This is a genomic window from Microbulbifer variabilis (genome assembly GCF_052468405.1).
In genome coordinates this window covers 577572-603841 of the sequence record NZ_CP174343.1, presented here as the reverse complement: position 1 = coordinate 603841, position 26270 = coordinate 577572, and the positions used below count along the sequence as shown (strand labels likewise).

Sequence of the window (26270 nt, the reverse complement as noted above, 5' to 3'; positions counted from 1 at the left end):
AACTTAACAAGCGCAGGAAATCGGACAGGCTAAAGTGTCTATGCACCCAGAACTGAGAGATGCTCTTCAAAAACTAGCTACGGCAATTGGTTATGTATTTTTGCCGATAGCAATACCGGTTTTGGCTGTAATATATAATTCTTGGCTGGTACTCATAGCCGGACTATTTTTATATGGCATATCTATTTATGCCATCGCTAAATATTCAGCCAGAGCCAGTGATAAGAAGGGCTTTAGCATTAAACAAGTAGCTTTTAGTTGTTTAGTTATTGTCGGCATAGTCCTGGCAAATTACTACTACAACACTTAACAAGTTGCTGTAGTATGTTGCGGCCCAAAAGACGGGCCTCCACGGGACGCGCAAAAAGTGCGCACCCCTAAGCAAGGCGTTAGCTTTACGAGTAGCCAATGAAGCATTGCATCATAGAAAGGGATGGGGGAAGGATATCGGTTGATGAATGGCGTGAAGTTGTGAGTGGAGAGCCGAACTTTCTAGTCACCGATAAACTGATTCAGCAAAACCCATTTACAAAAGAGTTTCTAGAAATTGAGATTCCGGGGTCTGGTTACTGGGTTCCAAGCTCTGTGAACTTAGAGCGATTTCCTTACGATGGGAAAGTTTGCTTTCATTTTACTGAGCATGGGGTTCGTTTTACTCAGTATGAAAATCCCTTTGACTCTGTGCTCACTGGTATTGCTAGGAAGCTAGGTGCGCGAGTTAAGCTCAAGAGCGTAGATCAAAGTTAACAATCACAGGCAGCGAGGCTTGGCGTTAGGCATAAATCATGGACCCATACAAAATTCCAGAATCAGATTTAAGTACAGATATGAAAGTGATGCCAAAAACAATATATTTTGCATTTGGGTTTATTGTGCTTAGCTTTATGATCTTTCTAATTGAAGAGCTGACCTATGCCTCGGAAGAAGGGCCCTACGATATATATAACTATCTATTTATCCCGGTTTGGGCCGGAATTCTATATTGGGTTTCAAGCTCAATCCGAACTAGAAGTGACAATCCGAAGAATACATTTCTAATTCTCGCATTATTGGTTGCAGGTATGAGTATTTATACCCCTTTAGAGGAGTATTCTATATACACGGGTATAGGGGAGGCAGTGTGTTTTCTTTTCGTGTTTCTACTGCTAAATGCAAAAGAGTCAAAGGAATGGTTTTCTTAAATGCCTAACAATACAATCAACGCCCGGCCGCAAGTGGCCTCGGACCTCAGTTCCGGCGCTTCGCGCCGGCACTGCGGCCCATTATCGTAGGCGTTATATTTATTAGGGCACTATGAGCAGGCAACTAGTTGTTCTTGACTTGGATGAAACACTAATTCACTCATGCCATGAATGGATTGGTAAGAAACCAAGTTTTTCTATATCAAATGCGATGGTGCATATAAGGCCCGGAGCCGAGAGACTCCTTGCAGAATTGTCCGAGCATTTCGTTTTAGCGGTTTGGACAGCGTCTTATGGCCTGTATACTCAGGATATCGTTAAAAGACTTTTTGGTGGTGTAGATAACCTAGAGTTTCTTTTGACTAGGGAAGATTGCGCTCAAATAACTGAAAATGACGGTTATGATGCGTTTGTCAAAGATACAAGAAAAATCGTTGAGCTAGGTTGGAGCTACGAAAATTTTATAGTCATTGATGATAAGCCACATCTGGTGAAGTCTGAATACAATAATGTGATTGAAGTTAAACCATACTACGGCAGTACCATTGATGAAGAGCTTTTCACTTTGGCAGATCAAATTGTGTCGCTAAAGGGTAGCAACCTAAAGAATGCGGCGAAAATATAATAAACGCGTGCATTTGACCTCCGATGCGCTGCGGCAAATGACGCGGGCGTTATGTTTACTAAGAACTATTTTTTATGCATCAAAAATTAGTTTTACTATTGCCTGCGTTGCTGGCAGGTTGCATCACCTCCATGGATATGGGCGAGGCCCCTGAAGCAATGCATTTAATCGGGCAGTGCTTCGAATTCAAGAAGAATGCATTCATTTACGAAGGGCGATGTGCTGACTTAACTGGATTTAATGAAAATAGCGAACTATGTAATAGTGTGCAGGCGGTAGGACAAGGTGGATTTCCGTCTAGCTGGACTGTTTATCTTGAAAATCGTGAAGCATTTGATAAAAAACAATTCGATAAGCTCCTATTTGAAAAACAGAGGACTATGCTATTTGAGGTTCCGTCAGGCACTCAGATTACCATCTCAAGAGTAGTTCACCATGGGTGGGGAACAATTGGGAGATATTGGGCTGTTCGGGGGAGCATAACCTCAGGTGGTACGGAAATGGAAATCGAACTACCATCTTTCTCCCTAGTCCACCCTAGCCCTTACTGGATAAATGGAAAAGAAGAAAATGTCCCAAAACCTGACGCTAAGTACCTAGTACCGTGCCAGCCATAAACATAACAATTGCGCAAGCGGGACAAGGTGCTGCGCCCTTCGCCCCTCCGCAAGGCGTTAGGTGATTATGAGTACAGAAGGAATAGCCTTAGTCAGCTACGTATTATTCTTGCTATCCAGTGTCGCTGGGTTAGGATTTGGAATCGCTGGTTTTTTCTATATCTTTGCAGCGAACAAGAACATGAGGGAAAATCGAAAATGGGGAGCGGCACTCCCATTTGCGGTCTTCATGCCTTCTTTGTTTACTGATCTAGGTAACAAAAATAGAGTAAATGCCCTTAGATGTATCGGCTGCTTTCTAGTGTGCGTAGCAATTGCAGGTGCAGCGGGTGTATGGAATCACTATTTATCGGCAAGTGAAAGTGGTACGCAAAGCTCTGCGCAAGCATCAATCACCTAACAAACGCAAGCAGGGTGCTACGGCCCTTCGGGCGTTATGAGTAATTTAATGAAGAACATACTATTTCTGTCACTGACTTTATTTTGTAGCGCGGCATTTGCAGAGAATAAGTCCGTTACAGTTTTTGATGGTGAGTTCAAAAAAATAAATGAGCTAACTCAGCCAAAAGACATTGAGGCCTTTTACTCATTGTGGCAAACCAAGGTTGCGTCTGACAAAAAGATACGAATGGATTGGTCAAAGGGCTTTAAAATAGATATATCTGGTGGCAATGATTCTGGGCATTGGCTGTATCGTGGCGGATGGTCAATGCCATTAGCTAAATCTGCATCAGTAGGTCTTTATCAAATACAAAACTATGAGCAATTCGAGTTGGTGCTAGGAATCACTCATAACAAGTCAATGGTGCATCGCCCAAGCAAGCTTGGGCTGGACTCACTAACGCTCGCCGCACATTGAGGCGTTAAATTTCATGAAAAAAATAGCTCTCCTAGTTGCTTTAGCAATTTACCTCCTGGGATATGTTGAGATCAGGCATAGTGACATTCTCGTACATGCGACTGGTTACAAATCAGAGGTAGGGACTGGTAAGAAGATATATCAGCATAGTGTGCGCAGAGGGGACTTTGTTGGTTCACTTCAGCCATTCGCTGCCGGGGTAGGACAAGTTGCAGTATGGGTATATGGCCCCCTGCGGTACATCGAGCTTCTTTATTGGCATGTTTCAGAGCCGATTGGCTCGGAGTGGCCTTATGGACGTTAAAAAATTTAATAATGCTGAGCACACGACAAGCGCGTGTCAGCAACGTTAAGCATAAGTATGAACAAATATCTTTGGGTTCTGATAGCGTTTATTTTCTTACTATCGATTTACAATTGGTACGAAGAAGGCTATTTCAGCTTTTGGGGCTTTTGCGTAGCTAACCTTGGTGCTGTAGCTGCGCCAATATTGGCCAATCTGATCTTACAAGGTGTTTCTAAATTTTCCAGTTTTCCCCAGCTACCTTTCAAGCTTGTAGCTATCTTTTCTGTAGCCTTAAGCATGGTTGCTTATACCTACTACACCTTGAACGGTCGCGCTGAAAACTCAGACACATCAGCGACACAAATACATGTTATCGTCGCACCAATAGTGCTCTTGCTTTTCACTCTAGCTGCAGAGTTAATGGCCTTGGTGATATGCAGTATGTTAAAACTTGCAGAGCGAAAAAATGCTTAAAAAATACAGGCAGGTTGCTCCGGCCCTTCGCCTTCGGGCCTGCGCGGGGCGGCCTACACTACATTTCTGCCGCTCCTGCTGTGGGCGTTATTGATAAGAGCATGGTAGCTATAAGTGTTTAAATGGCGAGAAAAGCAGTAAAAGGGCTTGGAAAGAACTAGAAGGATTGGAAGAGGAAAATTCACAAGGAATTTTACTTTTTTGTATGGCACTTTTATGTTTATTTACATGCCTCTCTATTCTCATATAGATAGACGGGTTTCAGAGTACCGTCTCTAGCAGAAATCTAGATGGTGAGAAGCATCATCGTCAATGCTATTCGGGCTCAAAGTTCGAATTATGCCTAGTGAGTGCCTGTCACGTTCCTACTTGCTATCGGTCTTTATGAACCGGCTCTGCAACGAACTGTGGTAAACAAAGCCTTCGGTAGCTGCCGAAGGTGGATCTCAATTTACCCATTAGAGAAAAGGATTTTCAACATCAGAATCGGGCAAGAACAACCAAACAAGGGCAGACAACGGACCTCAGGTAACTGTCACCTTTTTTGCTGAGCACAAAAAGCGCCAGTTACTTCCGGTGGGTGATGGCGGCGTGAGACGGAACCTGATGAATTGGACTAATCGGCCACCAGCTAATAACTTTAGACGGATTGTATTGGAACGATAGTTACACCTAAAAGCAAAAGTCGGGCATAGAAAATACGAGGCATGTAATTATGAATTTTACTAATAAACAAACTGTCCAAATCACATCATATCTGCTGTTGGTACTGGCGCTTACGCAGACAGTTTATACTGCTCTCTACATTGCTGAGATTAACGCCCCGCGGCAAATTCTCTGGGGGCTCGAAGCCTTACTCTTCACTATTCTCTCAGCATTTGCCGGAGCCGCAATGGTGCAAGCTAGTAACTATCAAGTTGGATGGTCCGCCATTGCGTTCAGCGCAGTACTGAATGTAGTCCAGGTTAGCATTGGTCTTACCATGTTCGGACCATTTCGCGAAGCCGCTAGTCAACTTGACGTGCTTGGAACTACGGCGGGAGCAGTTGTAGCCTTGTCCTTCATGATCTATTACGCAGCAAAGCTCTTGTTAGGCTTTGCTGCACTCATTTTTGGAATAGCCAAAATGCATGGGAATAGCAAGGCATTGGGAGGTGTGACTGCATTAGTTGGCGCTGTTGCCATATTCGCTAATGCAATTTTGATTGCGTTTGGACGAGATGCCTTTTTGCCCTCTGCTATTGCTGGAGGATCGGGCGTTATTGCAACCTTGCTTTTAGCGCTCTGTCTGATTAACTTTGTGCGCGAAAACTAATGTGCGATATTTACTCTAACAAGTTTAGGCAACGGATCAAAAATCCTGGCGCCTTTTCGGCCCGCTGCTAAAGGCGTTAAACTGAAGGGAAAAGTATGATACCAATAATAGAGACCGAAAGGCTCAGATTAGTTCCGCCAAGCGAAGAGTGCTTTGAAGTATATGAGGAATTTTATACAGATAAAGAAGCATCAAAAATGTATGGCGGGCCTATTAAAAAAGAACAAGTTTGGTCTAGATTGAAAGCCGATCTAGGATCATGGCATTTACTTGGCTTTGGTGTTTGGGCCATCCAATTAAAATCAGATAATAGCTATATTGGAACGTGTGGTTTTTGGCAGGGTAAAGACTGGCCTAGAGAACTTACTTGGTGGGTAACACCTGAAGGGCGAGGAAAAGGTATAGCTACAGAAGCATCTAATGCAGCTTTGTTGCACGCTTATAATGAGTTCAAATGGAATATAGTAGAAACCTATATGGATGATGAGAATATTGCTGCACGTGCCCTAGTAGAAAGGCTAGGTGGAAAAAAAACTAGGCGGGTACAGTTTAATGACGGTTTGAGTAGAGATATCTACGCATTACCTAAACCAGCCTAAAAAACCAATTAATCCGATCTCTATACGCTACGCCTCTTTTTTCACCTTATTAGAGTGTTGAAAGTCATCTATAAATAACCTAAATATCAAGATGACTTTTCTAATTTTATTGTTGTCGGCTATTTCCGTGGCATGCAACTAAGTTACTTGGGGTTACCAAAGTACAAAACGAGGCCATTTTGAACGCTCTAGTCGTTCGAGTATGACCAGTAATCCGGGAAAACTGTGACTCGAATGGCAGTGAGTGTCCGCCTTTACCACAACATCCAAAATGAGCCGTAAATTCACGATCCTATAAGTGTGACAAGGACGCCCAGGTTTATGGGGTTATCAACTTTGACTGCCGGTTCTTGTTTACCGCGGGTAGGTTTAACCGTGGTATCCACGTCTAAAATCCAAGTTGTCGTTGATAGGAGACGATAACCCTCAAGTAAATGTTGCTACAACAAATCTTTATCGAGCTTTTCTGCCAGTTTGAGCAAGACGCGACGGACTGAGCCATCGCTAACCACATTAGTCATACTCAATAGCTCCGTTGTCGCGGGATCAGTGGCGATCCAAGCTAAACGCGCGTAACGTGTTTGACCAGATAGTACCGACATACCCCAAATACATTTAATTTAGTGGGAGCATTATTACCTTAATATGCAACGGGCGATCCTCAATTCAAGGGTCAAAACGGTGGCCAGCGTTTATAACTGAATAAAGAACGACTACTGACCGAGCGGCATCGCATTGGCTTGTTGCCCTCATGCGACATAGACTTTGTCTGTATAAGTATCGATTTCCGTGGGCAATTTTGATGCATCTTTGTTGATGTTTTCAGATTCACTCACTGGAAGAATTGAAAGCACTGAACTTGATATAGTCTTCACAGATCAACTCCAAAGTTTAGTACAAATTAGCGAAGTTATACTGATTTTCCAGGTTAAGGCTATTGTTATGTTGTACATTAAGTCATAAGACCCTGGCTTAAAATACATTATTCTACATATAGAGAATATCCTTATGTGTTTTTCAGCCACAGCATCATTCGGATCAGCAGCGCTGCTTCTTGTCGGCGGGACTTTGTGTATAAGACACGCTATAAAAAATGATAAAACCTATTTATTGCTCGCGATTACCCCTATTCTTTTTGCGCTACAACAAGTGAGTGAAGGCGTGGTATGGATTGGACACAACGGAAACTTAACCTCACTGACAACAGCATCTTCTATTTTCTTTTTATTTTTTGCTCTACTTTTTTGGCTTGCCTGGATACCAATCGTAGCCTTTAGCCTTGAAACAAAAAGATGGAAAAGGATTTTTTTTATTATATTAATTATGATAGGTTTTATTTTTGGCTTATACCTTTGGATACCTGTCTTATTAGAAACAGGGCCAAGACACTTAATAAAAACGAGTGTATGTGGGCATAGCCTATGTTATATCATGTCCGATGACAGCTTATTCTCCATTACAGCAGGACATATTATTTATTCTTCACTTGGTTTCTTATTTCTATTATCGAGCAATCGATTTTTTAGAAAGTTTTGGGCACTTGTCATGCTACTCGGTGTTATCGTCTACTTTACTCAGCGTGAAACATGGGTATCAACCTGGTGTTTCTTTGCTGCAATATCGACCTTATGGATTTACTTTCTATTAATAAATGATCATAAAGCAAAGATTAAAAAACAAGCTTCATGACTATAGTGGCAAAGTTAATTTGGCCACAGCGCTAAAGGTAGAACTTACCCACGTTTAGTAGATACCTTGTATAGTTAGGTTTCGGCCTAAAACGGAAGTGTGGCATAGACCAGAGGAAAACTCAGGTGTATACGGAGCTTTGATTAGCCTCTTCAAAAAGTTTTACTCCAGTTTTCCTCACTTCAAAAGCGAATTCCAATCATCACATCGACCTCAGTATTGATGAGCGTCCAGTGAAGATATCCCTCCCTGAAAAATTCAATGTAAGTGATGTATTATTATCTCCGCTCGAAATCACTTGTAGCCCAATACACGACTAAATACCTAGGCTGATGGTATAATCTGAATTGGACCAGCTTATTTTACAATTAGATGTCGATACTATTCAGCTGATCACTATGATTATGGAGTAGGCGAAATCTCAATATCCTTGAGAATGGATATATTAGCGTATGAGGTTTATGTTGAGTGTTTAAACAACCTGCCTGCTTAAAAAACACCCAACTCTACTCCGATCAAAAGAAGCGTCCGCTGTACAGCTAAAAGCATGCTTCACACTAGACTGGTTGGTTTAGTGGTAAGTATGATCAGCAACTACACTCGAAAGCTGCCCGAAGTGTTTAAAAGCCAAACTACCGGAAAACCTGTGCACCCCATACTCTCTATAGAAAACCTGCAGTGCTGCTACGGCGAGCAGGTGGTTATCGAATCAGTCTCGTTTGCTTTGCAGGCAGGGGAAATTGCCTGTTTATTGGGCCCCAGCGGCTGTGGCAAAACGACGCTGCTGCACGCCATTGCAGGTTTTCAGCCGGTTACTGAAGGGAGAATCCAGCTCTCAAAGGAGGTGATTTCCTCCCCTGAGATGCAGGTTCCAGCAGAGCAGCGGAAAATAGGGGTGGTATTTCAGGACTACGCCCTCTTCCCACATCTTACCGTTGAGCAGAATATTGCCTTCGGTATCCAGTCGATGCCAAAAAACAAGCGACAATCCCGTACTCAGTCGTTACTACGGTTAGTGCGCCTCGAAGGCTTCGGGCAACAGTACCCGCACCAACTATCCGGCGGACAGCAGCAGCGTGTCGCTCTGGCTCGAGCGCTGGCACCACGCCCCAAGTTGTTGCTTCTGGATGAACCCTTCTCCAATCTGGATACCGAGTTGCGCCGAAGTCTCGCCGCCGAAGTCCGCCATATACTACGTGAGGAAAAAATCCCCGCGATTATTGTTACCCACGACCGCCACGAGGCCTTTATTGCTGGAGACAAGCTGGGAGTACTCAGCCAAGGTCAATTACAGCAGTGGGACAGCCCACAGGATACTTATCAGAAGCCGAGGAATTTGGCGGTTGCGAGAATCGTCAGTGAAGGAAATATCATTTCCGGTACTGTTGTGGGCAATGACCTGATCAGCACCCCTCTGGGGGAAGTAAAGGTGCCGACAGCTGCGTACGAAAGTGGAGATCAGCTCGAGCTGTTTGTGCGCAGTGAGGATATTGCCGCAGGCGAACATCCCGGTGCTGTGATGGCTCAGGTTTTGGAAAAGAATTTTCTCGGTAACCAGGTAAGCTATCGCTTCCAGCTGGCCGCAGGGGATACTATCGAGGCCGCTTTGAAGGCAGATATTCAAGCGGCACCGGGCGATAAACTTCCCCTGCACCTCTCCTCTGCACTGGTGTTTGACCAAGCCCAATAGAAGCTATCAGGACAAGGCGGGCGTTTCAGAGCTCGCCAGGGCTGTGCGCTCCTCACCTCTACGCCAACCAATGGAACGACTCAGCATAATCACCGGAATTAATCCCACCAGGACAATCAATAAAGCCCCCATGGCCGAGCGTTCCAACATCTCATCGGAAGCAAATTGATAAACATAGGTCGCCAGGGTGTCAAAGCCGAAGGGGCGCAGTAGCAAAGTCGCCGGCAGTTCTTTCATACAATCCACAAAGACCACCAAGCCGCCTGTGAGAAGGCCTGTACGCACCAAAGGTAAATGCACGGCCCACAGGGTTTGCCAGCTATTACGCCCCAAAGAGCGGGCAGCCCTATCCATTGATGGGGTTACCTTCTCCAGACTGGATTCTATGGCCCCCGTGGATACGGCCAGGAAGCGCACCGTGTAGGCAAAAATAATGGCAAAAATACTACCGCTTAACAGTAGCCCTATGGAGATATCGAAGTGCTCACGTAAAAAAGCGTCGACGGCATTATCAAATGCAGCCAGTGGAATCAGGACACCAATCGCCAATACCGCCCCTGGCATTGCATAACCCAGCTTGGAAAAGCCGACTAAAAGCTTCACGGGCCCTTTGGGTTGCAACCGCTTACCGTAAGCCAACAGCAAGCCCAGCAATACAGAGACCAATGCGGCTGCGATAGACAGTAACAAGCTATTGCTGGCGATCTGTATAAAATCTTCGCTCCAATAGCTGGAGAAGTTACTAAGTGCGTACCCTCCCAAAACCAGCAGGGGAATAATAAAACCCGCCACCAGCAGTAACCCGCAGAACAACAGGGCTACGCCGGCTCGCCAACCGCGCAATACATAGCGTTCACGTTGGGAATTTGGTGACTGTACAAAGTGCTTCTGTCTCGCCCGCCCCATTCGCTCCAGCGTAATTAACAGAACAACAAAAATCAGAGTGCTACAGGCAATTTGTGCTGCGCCCCCTAAATTTCCGTGGCTCAGCCAGGTATCGTAAATCCCGACACTCAAGGTGCGCACGGCAAAGAAGTCGACAGTGCCGAAGTCATTCAGGGTTTCCATCAACACCAGTGATAAACCCACTGCAATTGCCGGGCGTGCCATTGGCAGGGATACTCTCAGAAAGCTCTGCCAGGGCGTACAGCCCAATGACCGGCTCGCCGCACGTATACTGCCGCACTGCTCAATAAATGCCGCGCGTGCGAGCATATACACATAGGGGAAGAGCACCAGTGACAGCATGGCAATCGCCCCACCCATACTGCGGATTTCGGGGAACCAGTAATCCCTGGCCGTCTGCCAGCCAAACCAGACGCGCAAGGACTTTTGCACAGGGCCCGCATACTCCAGCAAATCCGTATAGACGTAGGCAATCACATAGGCGGGAACAGCAAACGGCAGTAACAGCCCCCATTCGAACAAACGGCGTCCGGGGAACTGGCACATGCTCACCAGCCAGGCACTGCCCACGCCTGCCATCAGCGTTACCAAACCGACACCACCAGCCAGAATCAATGTGGAGGACACATAGTGGAGCAGCACCGTGTCTAACAGGTGCGGCCAGATATTCTCTTCAGGGAAAAATGCCAACCAAAAGATGGATAACACTGGCAGGGCCACTAGTAGGGAAATAGTAGCTATCAGTAGCAGCCAGCGGGAAGCTGATAAATTCGCTCGGTTTAGCATGGATTAAGGAATCAAAAGCTCATTATAAAAGAACGGCCCTGGTCTCTCGACAGGGCCGTTCGAATAAGGCTGAGATAGTGCTGCCAATATGCCAGGCAGCAATTCCCATTAGTTGACCATTCTAAAAGTCAAAGCGCACTTCATCAACCATACGGGAAGCCGCCGGAACGTAGGAACCGATTTCCGTGAGGCTCAGATCGTCTTCCTTGAATTCACCCATATATTCCTTAATCAACCCAGACCGGGCAGTGCCGGGGCGCACCGGGAACTCAAAGTTTTTCTCAGCGTAAGTGTATTGAGCATCGGCGCCACTGAGGAATTCCAGCAGCTTAACGGCATTTTCACGGTTGGGGGCATGCTTGGTCAGCGCCGCACCGGAAATAAACATATGGGTGCCGCGATCCTTCTGGTTAGGGAAGACCAGGTTGACTGACTTGGCCCAATCCACCTGCTCCGGCTGCTCCTTATTGGTAATCATTTTGCCGAAGTAGTAGCTATTACCCAGGGAAAGGTCGCAGACACCCTCGCTGATCGCTTTTACCTGAGCCCGGTCATTGCCTTGGGGCTTACGTGCCAGGTTCGCTTTCACGCCTTGCAGCCACTGCTTGGTTTCTGCTTCACCGTGATGGGCGATCATGGAGGCGATCAGGGACAGGGTATAGGGGTGCTTGCCGCTGCGAGTACAGATTCGCCCCTTCCATTTAGGGTCTACCAGCTCTTCATAGCGAGTAATTTCACCGGGCTTAACACGGTCTTTGGAAGCGTAAATCAAACGCGCCCGGGTGGTCAGACCGAACCAGTTGCCGGCCTCATCGCGGAATTGTGCCGGGATATTGTCTTTCAGGACTTCACTGTTTACTGGTTGGGTCAACTGCTTGTTAAGCAGGTCCATCAGGCTACTGGTATTGGAGGTGAGCACCAGATCGGCGGGGCTGTTGCGCCCTTCCCTTTGCAGTCGCTCGTTCAAGCCTTTGCTCGCGTAGACCACTTTGGTCTCAATACCGGTTTTCTCGGTGAATTCTTCCAGTATCGGCTCAATCAGAAAGGGCTGGCGGTAAGAGTAAATATTGACTTGCTCAGCGGCATTGGCACCAATGGCACCAATCAAACCAATAGTTGCAATCGCTTTTTGAAATAGAGATCTGGTAAACATGGGAGTCCTATCACCCTCGGGATAACTTGAGAAGCATTCTCATTTGGATGAATGTTAATGTCAACCTGGAACCTCTGTAACCGGCAAAGTCGCAAAATCCCTCCTATGCTTAGGAGCAAATCAGTCACCCTTTTGAGTTTTCATGGTCCGCTTTGCTCCCCTACTCGTCTTGATGCTTGTCATTCACGGCTGTGAGCGTCAGTCCGATAGCCACAGATCTCCCGAGCCCGACACCCCTGCCCCTGACGGGACTGCCAGAGAAGCCATGAAAGAGCCAGTCGCACCGCCCACGCCTATAGGGAACACTCCAGCACCACCAACAGAACACAGTATGAACGCAAGGGATTGCACCCCAGAGTGGTTTGCTTGGGCGCAGCAACAAATCATCTCCAGACAAAGTGCCGATATAGCAAAACTATACCCATCCGGCCTGCCTCCAGTTGGCAGTAAAGAATGGTTTACTGCAGTAACCATATTGACAGGTGGCAGCTTTCCCGGAATAGAACCAGGAAGTCCCGAGTGGTGTGAGCAGATCCAAAAGCGCCTTACTCAAGGAGGTAGCCAGGGCCCATAAAGAGCCAGAAAACCGCTTCTACCGCCGTTCCTCTGGGGAGAGGAGCGGGGTCAATTTATTCCGCTAATAGCGGTCAATCAACTACAAGCGAGGTAGTACAACCATGAAGACCACCTACCAGCTATTACTAGCGAGTATCGCTGCGGTCGCTCTCCATCCCGCTCTTGCCGATGAGAAACCCCCTCCTGGTGCTATGGCTCTATCCACTGTTCTGACAAAACTCGAACAACAAGGCTTTACTCCCATTGTCGAAGTAGACTTGGACAATGGGCGCTGGAAAATTGAGGCCTATAAAGGAGACCAGAAACACGACTTGGAAGTAGATCCTAATTCTGCAGAAGTTTTGTCTGACAAACCTGACAACAATTAAGCGGTCGCCTTTACAAAGAAGTGCTGACCCTCGAATTACGAGGATCCTACTTAACGCCCCGCACACATTTATTGTGACGGGGCCAGCCCCCTAGCACTTCCGCCCTCAAAGTTGGAACGTGCGCTTTAATTACTATTTAGTCAATCTGCTGACGCGATTGGTCAATCTCCCAAACGATTATTCGGTTAATCTGGTCGAAGATAAACGCCATAGGATAATAAAATGACCATCCAGACCCTTACCCGGCAGGATGCAGACAAGGCGCTACTCCAGAGTCAGCTGGATAGCCAGCGTCGAGCCTATCACGCCAACCCAGTCCCCAGTTATCAGCAGCGAGTACAGGACCTGAAAACCCTGGCGCGAATGTTGAGGGAACAACAGGAGGCGATCATAGAAGCCATATGTTCAGACTATGGGAACCGCTCGAGGGAAGAAACCCTGCTCCTGGAGATTTACCCGGCACTTGCAGGTATCAAGGATGCGATAAAAAATCTCAAAAGGTGGATGAAACCTCGACGGCGCCATATTGACCTCAAGGCCTACCCGCTCTCAAAAAATACTGTGGTGCCCCAGCCTATTGGTGTAGTTGGAGTGATAGTGCCCTGGAACTTTCCCATTAACCTGAGCATTTCCCCATTGACCAATGTCTTTGCCGCAGGCAATCAGGCAATGGTCAAGATGTCCACAAACTCATGCCGGCTGGCCGAGCTGTTAATAGAGATCAGCCCCAAGTATTTTCCCCAGGAGAAGCTTTCTTTTATCGCCGACTATGGCGAAATAGGCCCACTATTCTCCAGCCTGAAATTTGATCACTTAATTTTTACTGGCTCAAGTACTACAGGCCGCGCTGTAATGCGCTCCGCTGCAGAAAACCTAACTCCAGTCACATTAGAGTTGGGAGGAAAATCGCCGGCTATCATCGCCCCTGATTTCCCGATTGAAAAAGCGGCAGAACGCCTGATCCACTGGAAATTAGTAAATGCCGGACAGATCTGCGTAAATGTAGATTACCTCTTCCTTCCAGAAAACCAGCTGGACAATTTTATTGCGCATGCGACACAGCTAATTAAGAAGCGCTTTCCAGATTGGCACAGCTCTGACTACACCTCCATTATTGATAGCAACGCCTACCAGCGCCTGTGGAAAACCCTGGACGATGCAGTCGACAAAGGAGCTAAGGTATATGACCTCAGTGGTGGGCAACTCAAGCGGGATGACAGCTTACGCAAGTTCCCACCACATATTCTGGTTAATATGAACGGTGATATGCTGGCGATGCAAAGGGAAATTTTTGGCCCGCTCCTGCCAATTATGACCTACTCAAGGCCCGAGGAAGTCATCGACTATATCAATGCCCGCCCAAGACCATTGGCAATATACCCATATACCTACGATAAAAATCTGCAAAACCGCTATATTGAGCGGATTATGTCCGGCGGTGTATCGATTAATAACTGTGTATTACATGTTGGACAACACGATATTCCATTTGGTGGTATAGGTGAGAGTGGAATGGGGCACTATCACGGCTATGAAGGGTTTCTCACTTTTTCAAAGTTACGCCCAATATTTCAGCAGGGCCCTGTTGACCTACTAAAACTTATGCGCCCTCCCTACGGGAATGTCACAAACAAAATCTTGAACGTAATGTTGAAGATGACCCGTTAACCGCAAGATACATTTGTAAAATTTTTAACCGCTAATTGATTTTATTGCCCCGGCAAAACTCATTGCCGGGGTATTTTTTTGGCAAGGAAACCCAAAAATACTCCCCTAAGCACTGGCGCTACGATCATCCCCTGTCCACACTAAGTATATGGCTTTTATGTAGTGTGGAGCCTCATGTGAGTTTTATTACAACCGTTGTGCTCGTGAGCAACTTGACCAATCCAATCCCCCCGGGGATAGACCCTAATAAACCAGCACCTATCTATGATAGCCCCGACCTTTACGGGGCGACCCCTTCGGTAATCGCACTTGATCCATCAACTATTAGGGCAAAACTCTACAGTCTGGGATTCAAACCTATAACCAGTATGCGGTTTGTTGGTGGTCGCTGGAAAATACAAGCCGTGTATCAAGGAGAACTAAGAGCTCTGGAAGTAAATCCAGATAACGGAATAATTTTTGCTGATCGTCCAGCCAGATAACAAATCCAGTAGATCTTTTATTTTTGATATTCTCGAATTGTGCATCGGTAAGACCTACAATCGAAAGAAAATCGACTAAATTTTATTACCAGAAATAACTTTAGTCGCCTAATCAATCGAATCCCGATATTGTAATGGTGTTATTCCTTTCCAACCTCGGTAGGCTCGAATAAATGAATTGGGCTCCTTAAACCCAAGCATAAAGGAGATCTCTCCCAAATGTAGGCTGGACCTGGCAAGATAGTGATCGGCCAAATTTGACCTGACTTCCTGTAACACTGTCTGAAAGGTTTGGTTCTCCTCCCCAAGTTTTCGCTGTAAAGTTCTTTTACTGATAGATAAACGCTCAGAGACAGATTCGATAGAACTCTCACCCGCTGGTAAGAGTTCTATCAATACAGAGCCTACCCGGTCTCCCATTGTTGCTTCGCGATCCAAGTCTTTTAACTGCTGACTTAATTTGCCCTCAAAAAAATCCCACATAGGCATATTGGCGGTCAGGAATGGCTTTTGCGCATCTTGCGCCGAGAAACAAATTCTTACCCGATCTGATTGCTTAATTGAGCAACCGAAAAACTCTCTATAAGGCGTTTGATCTTCTGGTAACTGTGGTAACGCCAATTCCAATGGCCGAATTTTCTCCCGGGTTCCCAACCGGGCCAGGCGGATATAGAAAATTAATTCGCTTAGCCCCAAAGCAGTAGGAATATTACCGTCACTTCCATAGCACTCTAAATTGAGCTTTGTGTATTCTTCGGTAATATCCAGGTGCAAATCCATGGGACCAATCAAGGGTTTATACTGCTGTATCCGCAATAGGGCTTGATTTAGGTTTGCACTACACAAACTCGCAAACACAGGGGGATCAAACGATTCAGCTGTAAGATGCTCCGCCAACAAGAGCGGTAGCGGCCTATCCTTTGAGGCCTGATCTATACCACACCAAAAGCGGAAGTACTCTATTGGAGTAAGTGTCACAGACTCTCGCTGCAATAGATCTGCAGGTAACCCGGCATAAGCCAGAGCCATGGCTGAGTCGATATTCATATCGTGTAACATCAGCTTCCAGCTGGGGGATACCAGAAATTTAGCTGCGCGCTTGGTCATTACCGGGTCTACTCGCAATCAAGATTTTTCCATCGTCTGGCGGGAAAATTTCAACACCATTTTACGGGGCAGTAATGGCATTATCCAATTCAGAAATACTTTAAGCCGCTTCTCATTAAAAGCAACCAAATCCCCACGTTCCATAGCCCCGTAACCACATTTTGCAACGGATTCTGCTGAACGGGCGTTCTTCCAGATATCTACTCCCTGAAGATCACCAGCCGCTACAAACCCAGTCGCAACAGCGCCCGGACACAAAGCGGTTACTGTTACACCTGTGCCCTTCAATTCTTCCGCCAAGGCTTGGCTAAAGGAAGTCACATAGGCTTTAGTTGCGTAGTAAACCGCCTGTAAAGGACCGGGTATAAAAGATGCCGTGGATGAAACATTAAGGATATGCCCACTATTGCGGGCAACCATGCCTTTGACATACAGGTGGGTGAGATTGGTTAGGGAAACCATATTCACCTGCATCATACCCTGCTCAGCTTCCAGATCTCGCTGATAGAAGAGACCGTGACCACCAAATCCCGCATTATTGATAAGGGTACCAACCTCCACACCCTCGCTTTGGGTTCGCTCAAAAATTCTCTGTGCGGACAAAGGGTCGGAAAGATCTTCAGTAATAACCATTGCCTGGATACCAAAATCCTTCTCCAGCTGCTGTTTGAGTGCTGAAAGCTTCCCCTCAGACCGAGCGACCAGAACCAGGTTGCCGCCCTTAGCCGCATGTATCCTGGCCAACTCAAGGCCAATACCACCTGAGGCTCCTGTAATAAGTGCCGTTTCCATTTAACTGTCTCCCAAGCGTTAATCTTGGAATCAGTATATAAGCTAAAGACGCCAACTAAGAATCCGATTGTGCCGGTTGACTATCCAAACATGCCATCGTCCAAAGGCATACCTTCACCCTACTCTAAGAGTTTCGCAGAAACGTCGAAACCAGCTCAAGATCTCGTTTCCCGTTCTGCGGACCTTGAAACTGCAACCCCAGGAATTCAGAAGGCGCTACTCTCGGTATAAACGGGATAATTTTCTCAAGTACCTATCAATAGCTGTGATCATTACCCTCGTACACTTCATTCATATTAAAATTCAGTGCAGTCAAGCTATCGTTATTCATGAGTTTTCGATGCTTTGACTTCCTGGTCTCACGTCTGTCTACTCTGGAGAGCAAGAACTACTACCTCAATTGAGTCATTTGCTGTAACTCCGTGAACCAAAGCTTTTTAACAGCCTCTAAATTTCCCGATAGATTACAGGTCATTTTTAATGCACTGTTTACACCAAGGTGAGCTTAACCAAAAGGGTATTCTATCAATAACTGATCCACATAGCATTGATATTACAAGGGGTATGAAGCACACTTAACACACAACTTAAGACGCAGTTTTAGCCTAACAACTCTTTTTTTGTTAGTGTTCTCCACAAACAAAAAACTAGAAAGACTTCACTACTTCCAGTTCTTCAGAATGGTGTAAAAATAGCATTTGTCACTTTTAATTAAGTCTTTTCATATCTAAAAGGCTGAAAGTGCCTAGCAATATTTAGTTACGTTTTTATATTCACCATATGTACATGGCTTAGTCTGAGGCAAATCAGAAAACCTTAAAAAAAACTCGATCAACAAATAACCGGCAACCAAAACTATTTACCAGCTAAAGATATATGCGAATCTTTATAATAGAAGACGACATCAAATTAAGTCATTACCTTCACAAGGGCCTTAGTCAGGAAGGGCATGGTGTAGAGCTATGCCATAATGGAAAAACAGGGTTAATTCAAGCCAGCATCGAAAATTTTGATGTAATAATCCTTGACCGAATGCTTCCTGGTATGGATGGGTTAAAACTATTAAAATCCCTGCGGGGAATGGAAATCAGTACACCAGTTTTAATGCTAAGTAACCTCGGAGACGTCGACCATCGCGTAGAGGGTTTACGTAGTGGATGTGATGACTACCTTTCCAAACCTTTTTCTTTTGCAGAACTTTTAGCCAGAGTCGAAGTCATTGGTAGGCGCCAACCTCAATCCAACACCTGCGAATCCCTTATTGTTTCAGACCTTGAGCTCAATCTCTTAACAAGGAAGGCACAACGCAGAGGCCGTAGTATTGAACTATTAACCCAGGAATTCAAACTCCTGGAATATCTTATGAGACATGAAGGTCAAATTGTTACAAAAACAATGCTTTTGGAGCAAGTCTGGGATCTTCATTTTGACCCGAAAACTAATGTAGTAGAAGTGCACGTAAGCAGATTGAGAAAGAAAGTTGACCAATCTCAGGACAGTCCTCTTATTCACACAGTAAGGGGGGCCGGCTATGTCCTTCGCGAAAAAAATTAAACTACATAAAAGCTCCAGTTTCAAACTGGCAATTATCACATTCAGCTGCGTCTGCCTTAGCTCCAGTATTTCATTGGCAAGCATCTATTTAATCACAAAACAATCGTTGGCAAATCCAACATTTCATAAAATTAAAAATATAACAAAAGAATCTATTGCGGAAATCAATGATCTAGAGTTTTTTCACCCTGATATATTTCCAAACTTCAAAAATGTAAAACCTAGAAATTTTATTAACAACCACACTTCACCATCAAAATTTACTAGCGACTACACACACTACTTCAAAAATCTTTTAAATAAAAGCAGCTTAAGCAATCAGGAGGAACTTGCTATTCAAGGGCGATTATTCGCACTGGGAGAAAATATCAATCCCCCACTAGAAAAAATTCCCGCCAACCTAATCTGGCACCTACTTAATAGTGAATTCCCTGAAGATTTTCACGATTATGTAGACAACATTACTGATGAGCGATTTAGCCATTGGCCCCAATATCATAAGAAACGCCACATAGATGCAACACTACTCGCAAAATATTACATTGAGACAGAGTATTTTCTAGATACAGAGGATCTCTGTGTAAAACTTCAAGACGCAAAGGGAAATATTATACTTAGTAATATCGAAGAAATTTCCCCGCAAAGCACGAACTATAAGTCTACCTACACGGCAACCTACAATCCAGACTCTACATTTGGTCAAGAAGATGAACAGCACATATGCCTAGCAAAAACTTCTCTACTAAGTGACGGGGGAGAACTAATACTGGGGAAGGATTTCACCCAAGAATATCACCTATTGAAAAGTCTTAACTCTGTTATTTTTTACGGACTTCTGATCACTGCAATTATTAGCCTAATTTGTGGATATCTTGTATCTAGGCAAGCAGTCAGAAGAATAAGCGAGATTAACAAAGTATGCCGCCAAATTATGTCTGGAGATCTGGACAAACGGATCCCATATAATAGTAATGGCGGAGACTATGATCAGTTATCTATACATATCAATACAATGCTGGACAAAATCCAACAATTGATGATGGGAATAAAACAAGTTTCCGACAATATTGCCCATGACTTGAAGTCCCCACTTTCTCGGCTACGAGGCCAGCTAGAACTATTATTGCATATAGAAAAACCAGATAAAGATACTATCGAAGCCATTATTAATGAAAACGACAGGATCATCGAGTGCTTTAATGCGTTACTCAGAATCTCGCAAATTGAGCAAGGAGCACAAAGGTCAGCATTTCGGCACTTTTCGCTTCATAACCTTCTTAAAACCCTGGTAGAAGTCTATGAACCGATTTTTCATGATCAGGGAATACTTCCATCCGTTACTTTGATTGATGACCAACATATGATCTTTGGAGATAAAAACCAATGGTCTCAGTCTATTGCAAACCTATTTGACAATATAATTAAGTACGCACCAGGAAGTGGCAAACTGGATATTAGGCTTTCAGCTCATCCTCAACAGGGTAGGGAGTATCTTCAATTGCAGCTACACGATAGCGGTCCGGGAATTCCAGAAGATGATCATAAAAAGGTCTTTGAGCGATTTTACCGGTTGGAATCGCATAGGCATACAAAAGGTAATGGACTTGGATTAAGTCTTGTTTTGGCTGTTTGTAATTTGCACAAAGCTAAGATTCACCTAGCTAACTGCAATGGATTAAAGATACAGATAGATATCCCTTCAGTCACAGATCCACATCCCGCCCATTCATTAAATTCTCAGGAAAGTAAATTCAGTGAATTATATTGAATATTTATCCGTACAAGGAAGTTAAAAATTCTATACAGATAATTTCCACTTACAAAGCAGAATAGCCATACTATGGTACGGCTATTCTGCTTATTCTTAAAATGCAACAACCAATAAGAAGATTAACTCTCACCAACAGAATTACGAACAATTTCAATGGATGAATCCGTGATTGCCGTCACAGGTAACCACACAATCAAAGTCTGGGATCCATCTGTATCTCTGATAATACCCAATTTTACATCGGATAGTACTTTGCCATTGAATTTTACTCTCGGAGTTTTGCTTGTTCCCCATTCACGAATAATTAGTGATGGATTTACCAAAGGACTACTATCATTAGCCTTCACCAGTAAAGAAATATCTCCTGATACCCCATCTGCCGTCAGGCTATAGGCTCTTTCATCAGTGATAAAATTAATTACATTGCCCTTAACACCTTGAACCGCATCTATTACAGGTGGAGATATCCATGAACTTGCCAAGCCCTGTAAATCAACCGGTGTTCCCTGGGTAAAGCCATACATCATAGATCCAGAACCATATTCAAAGGCCTCTAGATTACCAACCGCAAAGTGAGAAACTCTATCATTGGCAACGGAGAATCGACCATCGGAAGGAATTTGAGCTATTGGCCAATGATTCCAAGGGCCTGCAAACGGAAAAATACCTCCCAGGAAATCTATATGCTTTGAACTCTCCTCATTAGCAGAGGGGAAAAAACCACCTGCCTGACTTACTCCAAAGACCTTCCAGTTAGTTTGGCTATTGAGCACCGCAATATTACCGGGCAAAGGACTGGGGTCCACTCCATCACTAGGCCTGTCTAAGGATATAGGATAAATGATATCAGAGGAGTCACCCGTAAGCCCCGCAATCGAAACTGCATTATAATTCAGGAAGTCCTCAGCTTTTTGACCCGGTCCTAGTAACCATTGGAAGTCCTGATAAAATTCTACTCCACCTTCATCAGCTGCAGGATGGTAAAAAACATCCCGGATTGCCACCCCATCGGGATAAATTGTATGCACCTCATCAATATAAGCAGTATCCAAAACGAGTAAATCAAATACATCTGCGGCAGCATAACGCCAGTGAACTTTAACCCGTGCAGGAGTATTTTCAATCATACGAACATGGGTGCGTAGAGCGGCCTTATCAGACATGTGTTCAGCCAAAGAAACAATTGGGTTGACTGAAGCTGGGGTTTCAGGATCATCCGGATCGGGAATCACCAGTTCCACACTTTGATCAGACATCCACCGATTATCTGTCACCAAGTTCATGCCATGTGATGTTCCTCGCCAATATACATAACTGATCGGCTTATTATCGAATCGGACTACAATATCTTCGTTGTCCGTAACCCTCCATAGGTTATCCCAAGCATCATGAAAGTCTAACTTTGTATAAATCCCACCAAACTTCTGGGGGTATTTTTCAAGGTCTGGCAATTGCCGCTTCGTAAAACCAGGATCTGGAGCTTTCTTTTGTGCCAATAAAAAACCGTTGTAGCTATCATCAAAATCCTTAGAAGTCAGAGAGTGCTTATAAATGGCAATCTCGTCTATTGCCCCCTCAATACCGAATATACTGGAGAAATGATTGAATTCATTTAATTCACTCTCCCGAACCCCATCTGTTGCTGTTAAAGGTGAATTATTCATTCCAACAATCATTGGCATATCTGGAATTGAAAGATTGACATCATAAGATTGGCTTTTATCTAAAACACCATTGATATAGAGCGACAAACTCTTTTCTGCAGAAACACCAACATGAATCCACTGATTAACTGGGATTACACTATCAGAAGTTAAAGTTTTTCCATTTACCGTAAAAAGCAGCTTACCGTCAGAACTTACTCCAAAATAATACCCCTCATTTCCCATATTATCTGACTGGTGAATGATAGGAGCATTATTCCATGGATAAGCGGCTAGATTAATCCAGGCTTCAATAGAAAGAGCCTCCTTAAATATGGGTGCCTCATCCTGCGCGACCACCACTGCTGATCTATAACCGTCAAAAAAAAGGGCCGAACCAGACACACCAGCGACCCAATCACCCCCGTGGCTGTCAATATATCCAGTCGCTGATTTCAAGCTCTCAACAGTACTCGTGCCCTCCCCCTCATCAAACTTCCAATGCGCCACTGGTAAGGCAGGGGGAGTATAATTAACTATCGTATTCCCATTACCCTGAGACACACCTGCCTGTAGCTCTCCAGACTTATTTTGTACATCGGCTATGCCATTTTCCGTGAGACGCATAGTCTGAATAATAGCCCCTCGACGCACATCCCAGCCTGTGATGGTATCAGTGCCTGGCCGGTATAACCTGGTTACATTGCCATCTCGAGTAATCGTATATATCTCATGGACTACCCCTTCGGGATCTCGCCCCATTTTCGCATTAGCTTTCGGGAAGTAACGCCAATGAATAACAACCTTTTCATCTGACTGCTCTAAGATACGAACATAAGAAAAGTCATTTGATTTATCAAAGCGAGTATTGGCATCACTCGAAATATCAGCCAAATGCGCTACAGGATTAGAATTTTTTCCAAAGTGCCAAACAGGCCGATAACTATGATCACGAGCAAAAACAAGCTTACCTTTCCCTTCAAGGTTCACAATAATGTCAGCATAAGGTCCTGTGATCTTTTCCGGAATATCTACTGAGTTGACACGGGTATAGTGCGCAAAAAAACCAGCCGACGTTTGGCTTAAGTCTACTTGCGAACCCCTGGGTTCTAACACCTGCCTCCCTCCAGAGTCCCCCGAATCCTTGCAGCCTAGTACTGCAAGACAGGCAGCTAGTACAAGATTACCTTTTGATAGCAACATATCTGCTCTTTCCTCCCATTTACTGAAAGGGAAGTCTAAAAGGACATACTAACCCTCTGCTGGACTGAACATTAAATATATGTAATGTTTCTCCCCCCAAATTAAAATAAGACTTATATTTAGCGAATCTAGATCGTTCATATTCATAATTATTCTCACAGCTCATAAAGTAACGAAAAATAATCAGATGACTAATTTCAAGATAACAATTTATTCCCTCAATAACCTATTCAACCTCATAAGAATGTAGATCCTTAAACACGCTGCACAGAACAAATTACAAAATAGACCTATCCTAAGTGGTAATAGCCCCACTTGGAAATCCAACACAATGAAAGAATTTAAAAGCCATCTAAAAATCCAAATATTTTTTCTTATCTTTCTATTATTGGTAGGAGCTTACTTACTAGTAGGGCCAAAGAAGCAGACTGAGCAGAAAACTCAGGAAATTCTATCTGTGCTTTTTATCGGTAATAGCTACACACGCCCTCTTCCTCCGATAATCCAGGCAATTGCTAAAAGCAATGGAGCACAAATTATATATAGATCCATAACTCCGGGAGGGTGGACCTTACAAAAACACTCTGAGTCTGCGGATACACTAGAAGCTATTCATGAGAGGGCATGGGATTATGTGGTGCTTCAGGAGCAAAGCCAGCTTCCCTCATTCTCCGAAGAACAGAGGCATAAAGAGATTTACCCCTACGCAAAAAAACTCACCAAAGAAATTAGATTGGCCGGTGCCACTCCTCTCCTCTTTCTAACCTGGGGCCGTAAGCATGGGGACACTCAAAATTATTCCAATGATACTCGCAGTAAAATGCAAGCCCGCTTGTTTGAGGGTTATCAGAATATAGCCCAGACAACATCTTCAAAAGTAATACCAGTCGGCCTCGCTTGGGAAACAATTAGCTCCTCAGATAAAGTCATTGACCTATACGCTCATGATGGAAGCCACCCCAATCAGAATGGTGTATATCTATCTGCCGCGGTCTTTGTTTCCTATCTACTGAAACAACCTCAATTAAATGCTCCACCAATCAATGGCATATCTAAGGAAACAGCCGAATTACTAGCACAACAAACTAAGAAACTTAATTTAGATCCATAGGCTATTCCTGGATCTGGGTCTGTTGTATCCCCATTAATCAGATTGTTTGCTGCGTCGCAGCACCAGTATTAACCTATCATTCCATGTACCTAAAATAAAAAAGCCCCGCAATTGCGGGGCTTTTTGGGGTAGGCTTTAAGGCCGGCTTACATCATGCCGCCCATGCCGCCCATTCCACCCATACCGCCCATGTCAGGAGCAGCCGGCTTCTCTTCCGGGATTTCTGCAACCATGGCTTCGGTGGTGATCATCAGGCCAGCAATAGAGGCTGCCGCTTGCAGAGCAGAGCGGGTTACTTTTGCTGGGTCCAGAATACCCATGTCCAGCATATCGCCATACTCGCCAGTAGCAGCGTTGTAACCGAAGTTGCCTTCGCCTTGCTTGATCTTGTCAACAACTACAGAAGCTTCGTCACCAGCATTGGAAACGATTTGACGCAGAGGCATTTCCATAGCGCGCAGAGCTGCAGCGATGCCGTGGTTCTGGTCTTCGTTGTCGCCAGTTACGGAGATAGCCTGGGTAGCGCGAACCAGAGCGGTACCACCGCCAGGTACTACGCCTTCCTCTACTGCGGCGCGGGTAGCGTGCAGGGCGTCTTCAACGCGGGCTTTCTTCTCTTTCATTTCCACTTCAGTAGCGGCGCCTACTTTGATTACCGCAACACCGCCAGCCAGCTTGGCTACGCGCTCCTGCAGTTTCTCTTTATCGTAGTCGGAAGAGGACTCTTCGATCTGTGCACGGATCTGGCTAACGCGAGCTTCGATGTCTTTAACATTGCCAGCGCCGTCAACGATTACAGTGTTTTCTTTGGACAGGGTGACACGCTTAGCAGTACCCAGGTGCTCCAGAGTGGTACCTTCCAGCTCCAGGCCAACTTCTTCAGAAATCACGGTGCCGCCAGTCAGGATCGCGATGTCCTGCAGCATGGCTTTACGGCGGTCGCCGAAGCCAGGTGCTTTAACAGCAGCAACTTTAACGATGCCGCGCATGCTGTTTACAACCAGAGTTGCCAGCGCTTCGCCTTCTACGTCTTCAGCGATGATCAGCAGCGGCTTGGAGGCTTTAGCTACTTGCTCCAGCAGGGGCAGCAGGTCGCGGATATTGGAGATTTTCTTGTCTACCAGCAGGATGAACGGATTGTCCAGCTCGGCAGTCATGTTCTCTTGGTTGGTGATGAAGTAAGGAGACAGGTAGCCGCGGTCGAACTGCATACCTTCTACTACGTCCAGCTCATTTTCCAGGCCGGAACCTTCTTCAACGGTGATAACACCTTCTTTGCCAACTTTTTCCATGGCTTCAGCGATGATGGTACCAACGCTCTCGTCGCTGTTAGCGGAGATAGTACCTACCTGAGCAATAGACTTGGTGTCGGCACAAGGAGTGGACAGGCCAGCGATGTGGTCAACTGCTGCGGTTACCGCTTTGTCGATACCGCGCTTCAGGTCCATTGGGTTGAAGCCAGCGGCTACGGATTTCAGACCTTCGGTTACGATAGCCTGAGCCAGAACAGTAGCGGTGGTGGTGCCGTCACCAGCGGTGTCAGAAGCTTTGGAAGCAACTTCTTTAACCATCTGTGCGCCCATATTTTCGAACTTGTCGCTCAGCTCGATTTCTTTCGCTACGGAAACACCGTCTTTGGTTACGGTAGGAGCGCCGAAGGACTTGTCCAGAACTACGTTGCGGCCTTTAGGACCCAGAGTAGTTTTTACAGCGTCTGCCAGGATGTTTACGCCTTTCAGCATTTTCTGACGAGCGTCGTCACCAAAAATTACGTCTTTAGCTGCCATGATTCTTATTCCTCAAATTCTTTTTGCG

General features: G+C 45.2%; 25 protein-coding genes. 18 read left to right on the top strand and 7 right to left on the bottom strand.

The genetic code is table 11. From position 1 onward, the window contains the following. The first annotated feature begins 40 nt into the window (after positions 1–40). The 10 genes from ACJJJB_RS03010 (at position 41) to ACJJJB_RS02965 (ending at position 5956) form a co-directional block, all read left to right on the top strand. Positions 41–310, top strand: coding sequence for a hypothetical protein (locus tag ACJJJB_RS03010; RefSeq protein WP_445365711.1), 270 nt, complete (start codon positions 41–43; stop codon positions 308–310). A gap of 98 nt (positions 311–408) precedes the next feature. Further along, positions 409–747, top strand: a complete 339-nt coding sequence (locus ACJJJB_RS03005; RefSeq protein ID WP_444945489.1) for a hypothetical protein — start codon at positions 409–411, stop codon at positions 745–747. Positions 748–785: 38 nt separating this feature from the next. Next, positions 786–1181 carry a hypothetical protein gene (locus tag ACJJJB_RS03000; protein WP_444945490.1) on the top strand — a complete coding sequence of 132 codons (396 nt, stop codon included), beginning with the start codon at positions 786–788 and terminating at the stop codon, positions 1179–1181. 112 nt (positions 1182–1293) lie between these two features. Then, on the top strand, positions 1294–1806 hold the full coding sequence (locus tag ACJJJB_RS02995) for an HAD family hydrolase (protein WP_444945491.1): 513 nt from the start codon (positions 1294–1296) through the stop codon (positions 1804–1806). A 74-nt stretch (positions 1807–1880) separates the two neighbouring features. Beyond that, the gene (locus tag ACJJJB_RS02990) at positions 1881–2423 is read left to right on the top strand and encodes a hypothetical protein (RefSeq protein ID WP_353376771.1); all 543 of its coding nucleotides are present in this window, start codon (positions 1881–1883) and stop codon (positions 2421–2423) included. A gap of 67 nt (positions 2424–2490) precedes the next feature. Continuing rightward, positions 2491–2823, top strand: coding sequence for a hypothetical protein (locus ACJJJB_RS02985; RefSeq protein ID WP_157533385.1), 333 nt, complete (start codon positions 2491–2493; stop codon positions 2821–2823). A gap of 48 nt (positions 2824–2871) precedes the next feature. After that, a complete protein-coding gene (locus tag ACJJJB_RS02980; protein ID WP_444945492.1) occupies positions 2872–3282 on the top strand; it encodes a hypothetical protein in 411 nt (136 codons plus the stop codon). 361 nt (positions 3283–3643) lie between these two features. Further along, complete coding sequence (locus tag ACJJJB_RS02975; protein WP_444945493.1) at positions 3644–4042, top strand: hypothetical protein; 399 nt, start codon at positions 3644–3646, stop codon at positions 4040–4042. A gap of 715 nt (positions 4043–4757) precedes the next feature. Then, entirely contained in the window at positions 4758–5357 is a 600-nt protein-coding gene (locus ACJJJB_RS02970) for a hypothetical protein (RefSeq protein WP_020412332.1), read from the top strand. A 95-nt stretch (positions 5358–5452) separates the two neighbouring features. Beyond that, positions 5453–5956 carry a GNAT family N-acetyltransferase gene (locus ACJJJB_RS02965; RefSeq protein WP_353376776.1) on the top strand — a complete coding sequence of 168 codons (504 nt, stop codon included), beginning with the start codon at positions 5453–5455 and terminating at the stop codon, positions 5954–5956. A 440-nt stretch (positions 5957–6396) separates the two neighbouring features. Here the strand turns inward: ACJJJB_RS02965 and ACJJJB_RS02960 are convergent, their stop codons facing one another. Further along, positions 6397–6558 (bottom strand): hypothetical protein, encoded by a 162-nt coding sequence (locus ACJJJB_RS02960; protein ID WP_444945494.1) that lies wholly within the window; start codon positions 6556–6558, stop codon positions 6397–6399. Positions 6559–6964: 406 nt separating this feature from the next. Here ACJJJB_RS02960 and ACJJJB_RS02955 point away from each other — a divergent pair, with 406 nt between their 5' ends. Together ACJJJB_RS02955 and ACJJJB_RS02950 are read left to right on the top strand one after the other, a co-directional pair. Then, complete coding sequence (locus tag ACJJJB_RS02955) at positions 6965–7645, top strand: DUF6629 family protein (protein WP_445365710.1); 681 nt, start codon at positions 6965–6967, stop codon at positions 7643–7645. A 583-nt stretch (positions 7646–8228) separates the two neighbouring features. Next, the gene (locus ACJJJB_RS02950; RefSeq protein WP_444945496.1) at positions 8229–9335 is read left to right on the top strand and encodes an ABC transporter ATP-binding protein; all 1107 of its coding nucleotides are present in this window, start codon (positions 8229–8231) and stop codon (positions 9333–9335) included. Positions 9336–9341: 6 nt separating this feature from the next. Here the strand turns inward: ACJJJB_RS02950 and ACJJJB_RS02945 are convergent, their stop codons facing one another. Both ACJJJB_RS02945 and ACJJJB_RS02940 read right to left on the bottom strand, forming a co-directional pair. Beyond that, positions 9342–11027: an ABC transporter permease gene (locus tag ACJJJB_RS02945; RefSeq protein WP_444945497.1), complete on the bottom strand. Its 1686-nt coding sequence runs from the start codon at positions 11025–11027 to the stop codon at positions 9342–9344. Between the two features lie 121 nt (positions 11028–11148). Beyond that, positions 11149–12180, bottom strand: coding sequence for a Fe(3+) ABC transporter substrate-binding protein (locus ACJJJB_RS02940; RefSeq protein WP_353376781.1), 1032 nt, complete (start codon positions 12178–12180; stop codon positions 11149–11151). 142 nt (positions 12181–12322) lie between these two features. Between ACJJJB_RS02940 and ACJJJB_RS02935 the strand changes: the two genes are divergently transcribed. The 3 genes from ACJJJB_RS02935 to ACJJJB_RS02925 all read left to right on the top strand — a co-directional run bounded on the left by ACJJJB_RS02935 (position 12323) and on the right by ACJJJB_RS02925 (position 14792). Then, complete coding sequence (locus tag ACJJJB_RS02935; RefSeq protein ID WP_444945498.1) at positions 12323–12754, top strand: hypothetical protein; 432 nt, start codon at positions 12323–12325, stop codon at positions 12752–12754. A gap of 103 nt (positions 12755–12857) precedes the next feature. Next, positions 12858–13124 carry a PepSY domain-containing protein gene (locus ACJJJB_RS02930; protein ID WP_444902039.1) on the top strand — a complete coding sequence of 89 codons (267 nt, stop codon included), beginning with the start codon at positions 12858–12860 and terminating at the stop codon, positions 13122–13124. A 222-nt stretch (positions 13125–13346) separates the two neighbouring features. Beyond that, the gene (locus ACJJJB_RS02925; RefSeq protein WP_020412324.1) at positions 13347–14792 is read left to right on the top strand and encodes a coniferyl aldehyde dehydrogenase; all 1446 of its coding nucleotides are present in this window, start codon (positions 13347–13349) and stop codon (positions 14790–14792) included. 590 nt (positions 14793–15382) lie between these two features. Here ACJJJB_RS02925 and ACJJJB_RS02920 read toward each other — a convergent pair. Both ACJJJB_RS02920 and ACJJJB_RS02915 read right to left on the bottom strand, forming a co-directional pair. Continuing rightward, a complete protein-coding gene (locus ACJJJB_RS02920) occupies positions 15383–16381 on the bottom strand; it encodes an AraC family transcriptional regulator (RefSeq protein WP_020412322.1) in 999 nt (332 codons plus the stop codon). Positions 16382–16399: 18 nt separating this feature from the next. After that, positions 16400–17173 (bottom strand): SDR family NAD(P)-dependent oxidoreductase, encoded by a 774-nt coding sequence (locus ACJJJB_RS02915; protein WP_444945499.1) that lies wholly within the window; start codon positions 17171–17173, stop codon positions 16400–16402. Positions 17174–18049: 876 nt separating this feature from the next. On the opposite strand from ACJJJB_RS02915, the gene ACJJJB_RS02910 reads away from it, so the two are divergent. Beyond that, positions 18050–18727 (top strand): winged helix-turn-helix domain-containing protein, encoded by a 678-nt coding sequence (locus ACJJJB_RS02910; protein WP_444945500.1) that lies wholly within the window; start codon positions 18050–18052, stop codon positions 18725–18727. Continuing rightward, positions 18705–20495: a sensor histidine kinase gene (locus ACJJJB_RS02905; protein ID WP_445365709.1), complete on the top strand. Its 1791-nt coding sequence runs from the start codon at positions 18705–18707 to the stop codon at positions 20493–20495. The genes ACJJJB_RS02910 and ACJJJB_RS02905 overlap by 23 nt, the downstream gene beginning before the upstream one ends. A gap of 122 nt (positions 20496–20617) precedes the next feature. Here ACJJJB_RS02905 and ACJJJB_RS02900 read toward each other — a convergent pair whose 3' ends face one another. Beyond that, complete coding sequence (locus ACJJJB_RS02900) at positions 20618–23344, bottom strand: LamG domain-containing protein (RefSeq protein ID WP_445365708.1); 2727 nt, start codon at positions 23342–23344, stop codon at positions 20618–20620. A 331-nt stretch (positions 23345–23675) separates the two neighbouring features. On the opposite strand from ACJJJB_RS02900, the gene ACJJJB_RS02895 reads away from it, so the two are divergent. After that, positions 23676–24455 carry a DUF4886 domain-containing protein gene (locus ACJJJB_RS02895; protein ID WP_445365707.1) on the top strand — a complete coding sequence of 260 codons (780 nt, stop codon included), beginning with the start codon at positions 23676–23678 and terminating at the stop codon, positions 24453–24455. A 146-nt stretch (positions 24456–24601) separates the two neighbouring features. Here ACJJJB_RS02895 and groL read toward each other — a convergent pair whose 3' ends face one another. Beyond that, positions 24602–26242 carry a chaperonin GroEL gene (gene groL / locus ACJJJB_RS02890; protein ID WP_020412316.1) on the bottom strand — a complete coding sequence of 547 codons (1641 nt, stop codon included), beginning with the start codon at positions 26240–26242 and terminating at the stop codon, positions 24602–24604. Between the last annotated feature and the right edge of the window lie 28 nt (positions 26243–26270).

Coding starts and splice junctions, on each gene's coding strand:
- ACJJJB_RS02965 (WP_353376776.1), top strand. CDS start 5,453: ATGATACCAATAATAGAGACCGAAAGGCTCAGATTAGTTCCGCCAAGC.
- ACJJJB_RS02950 (WP_444945496.1), top strand. CDS start 8,229: ATGATCAGCAACTACACTCGAAAGCTGCCCGAAGTGTTTAAAAGCCAA.
- ACJJJB_RS02915 (WP_444945499.1), bottom strand. CDS start 17,173: ATGGAAACGGCACTTATTACAGGAGCCTCAGGTGGTATTGGCCTTGAG.
- ACJJJB_RS02930 (WP_444902039.1), top strand. CDS start 12,858: ATGAAGACCACCTACCAGCTATTACTAGCGAGTATCGCTGCGGTCGCT.
- ACJJJB_RS02925 (WP_020412324.1), top strand. CDS start 13,347: ATGACCATCCAGACCCTTACCCGGCAGGATGCAGACAAGGCGCTACTC.
- ACJJJB_RS02900 (WP_445365708.1), bottom strand. CDS start 23,344: ATGTTGCTATCAAAAGGTAATCTTGTACTAGCTGCCTGTCTTGCAGTA.
- ACJJJB_RS02995 (WP_444945491.1), top strand. CDS start 1,294: ATGAGCAGGCAACTAGTTGTTCTTGACTTGGATGAAACACTAATTCAC.
- ACJJJB_RS02940 (WP_353376781.1), bottom strand. CDS start 12,180: ATGTTTACCAGATCTCTATTTCAAAAAGCGATTGCAACTATTGGTTTG.
- ACJJJB_RS02920 (WP_020412322.1), bottom strand. CDS start 16,381: ATGACCAAGCGCGCAGCTAAATTTCTGGTATCCCCCAGCTGGAAGCTG.
- ACJJJB_RS03010 (WP_445365711.1), top strand. CDS start 41: ATGCACCCAGAACTGAGAGATGCTCTTCAAAAACTAGCTACGGCAATT.
- ACJJJB_RS02980 (WP_444945492.1), top strand. CDS start 2,872: ATGAAGAACATACTATTTCTGTCACTGACTTTATTTTGTAGCGCGGCA.
- ACJJJB_RS02935 (WP_444945498.1), top strand. CDS start 12,323: ATGGTCCGCTTTGCTCCCCTACTCGTCTTGATGCTTGTCATTCACGGC.
- ACJJJB_RS02955 (WP_445365710.1), top strand. CDS start 6,965: ATGTGTTTTTCAGCCACAGCATCATTCGGATCAGCAGCGCTGCTTCTT.
- ACJJJB_RS03000 (WP_444945490.1), top strand. CDS start 786: ATGGACCCATACAAAATTCCAGAATCAGATTTAAGTACAGATATGAAA.
- ACJJJB_RS02990 (WP_353376771.1), top strand. CDS start 1,881: ATGCATCAAAAATTAGTTTTACTATTGCCTGCGTTGCTGGCAGGTTGC.
- ACJJJB_RS02910 (WP_444945500.1), top strand. CDS start 18,050: ATGCGAATCTTTATAATAGAAGACGACATCAAATTAAGTCATTACCTT.
- ACJJJB_RS02975 (WP_444945493.1), top strand. CDS start 3,644: ATGAACAAATATCTTTGGGTTCTGATAGCGTTTATTTTCTTACTATCG.
- ACJJJB_RS02960 (WP_444945494.1), bottom strand. CDS start 6,558: ATGTCGGTACTATCTGGTCAAACACGTTACGCGCGTTTAGCTTGGATC.
- ACJJJB_RS02895 (WP_445365707.1), top strand. CDS start 23,676: ATGAAAGAATTTAAAAGCCATCTAAAAATCCAAATATTTTTTCTTATC.
- groL (WP_020412316.1), bottom strand. CDS start 26,242: ATGGCAGCTAAAGACGTAATTTTTGGTGACGACGCTCGTCAGAAAATG.
- ACJJJB_RS02905 (WP_445365709.1), top strand. CDS start 18,705: ATGTCCTTCGCGAAAAAAATTAAACTACATAAAAGCTCCAGTTTCAAA.
- ACJJJB_RS02945 (WP_444945497.1), bottom strand. CDS start 11,027: ATGCTAAACCGAGCGAATTTATCAGCTTCCCGCTGGCTGCTACTGATA.
- ACJJJB_RS02970 (WP_020412332.1), top strand. CDS start 4,758: ATGAATTTTACTAATAAACAAACTGTCCAAATCACATCATATCTGCTG.
- ACJJJB_RS02985 (WP_157533385.1), top strand. CDS start 2,491: ATGAGTACAGAAGGAATAGCCTTAGTCAGCTACGTATTATTCTTGCTA.
- ACJJJB_RS03005 (WP_444945489.1), top strand. CDS start 409: ATGAAGCATTGCATCATAGAAAGGGATGGGGGAAGGATATCGGTTGAT.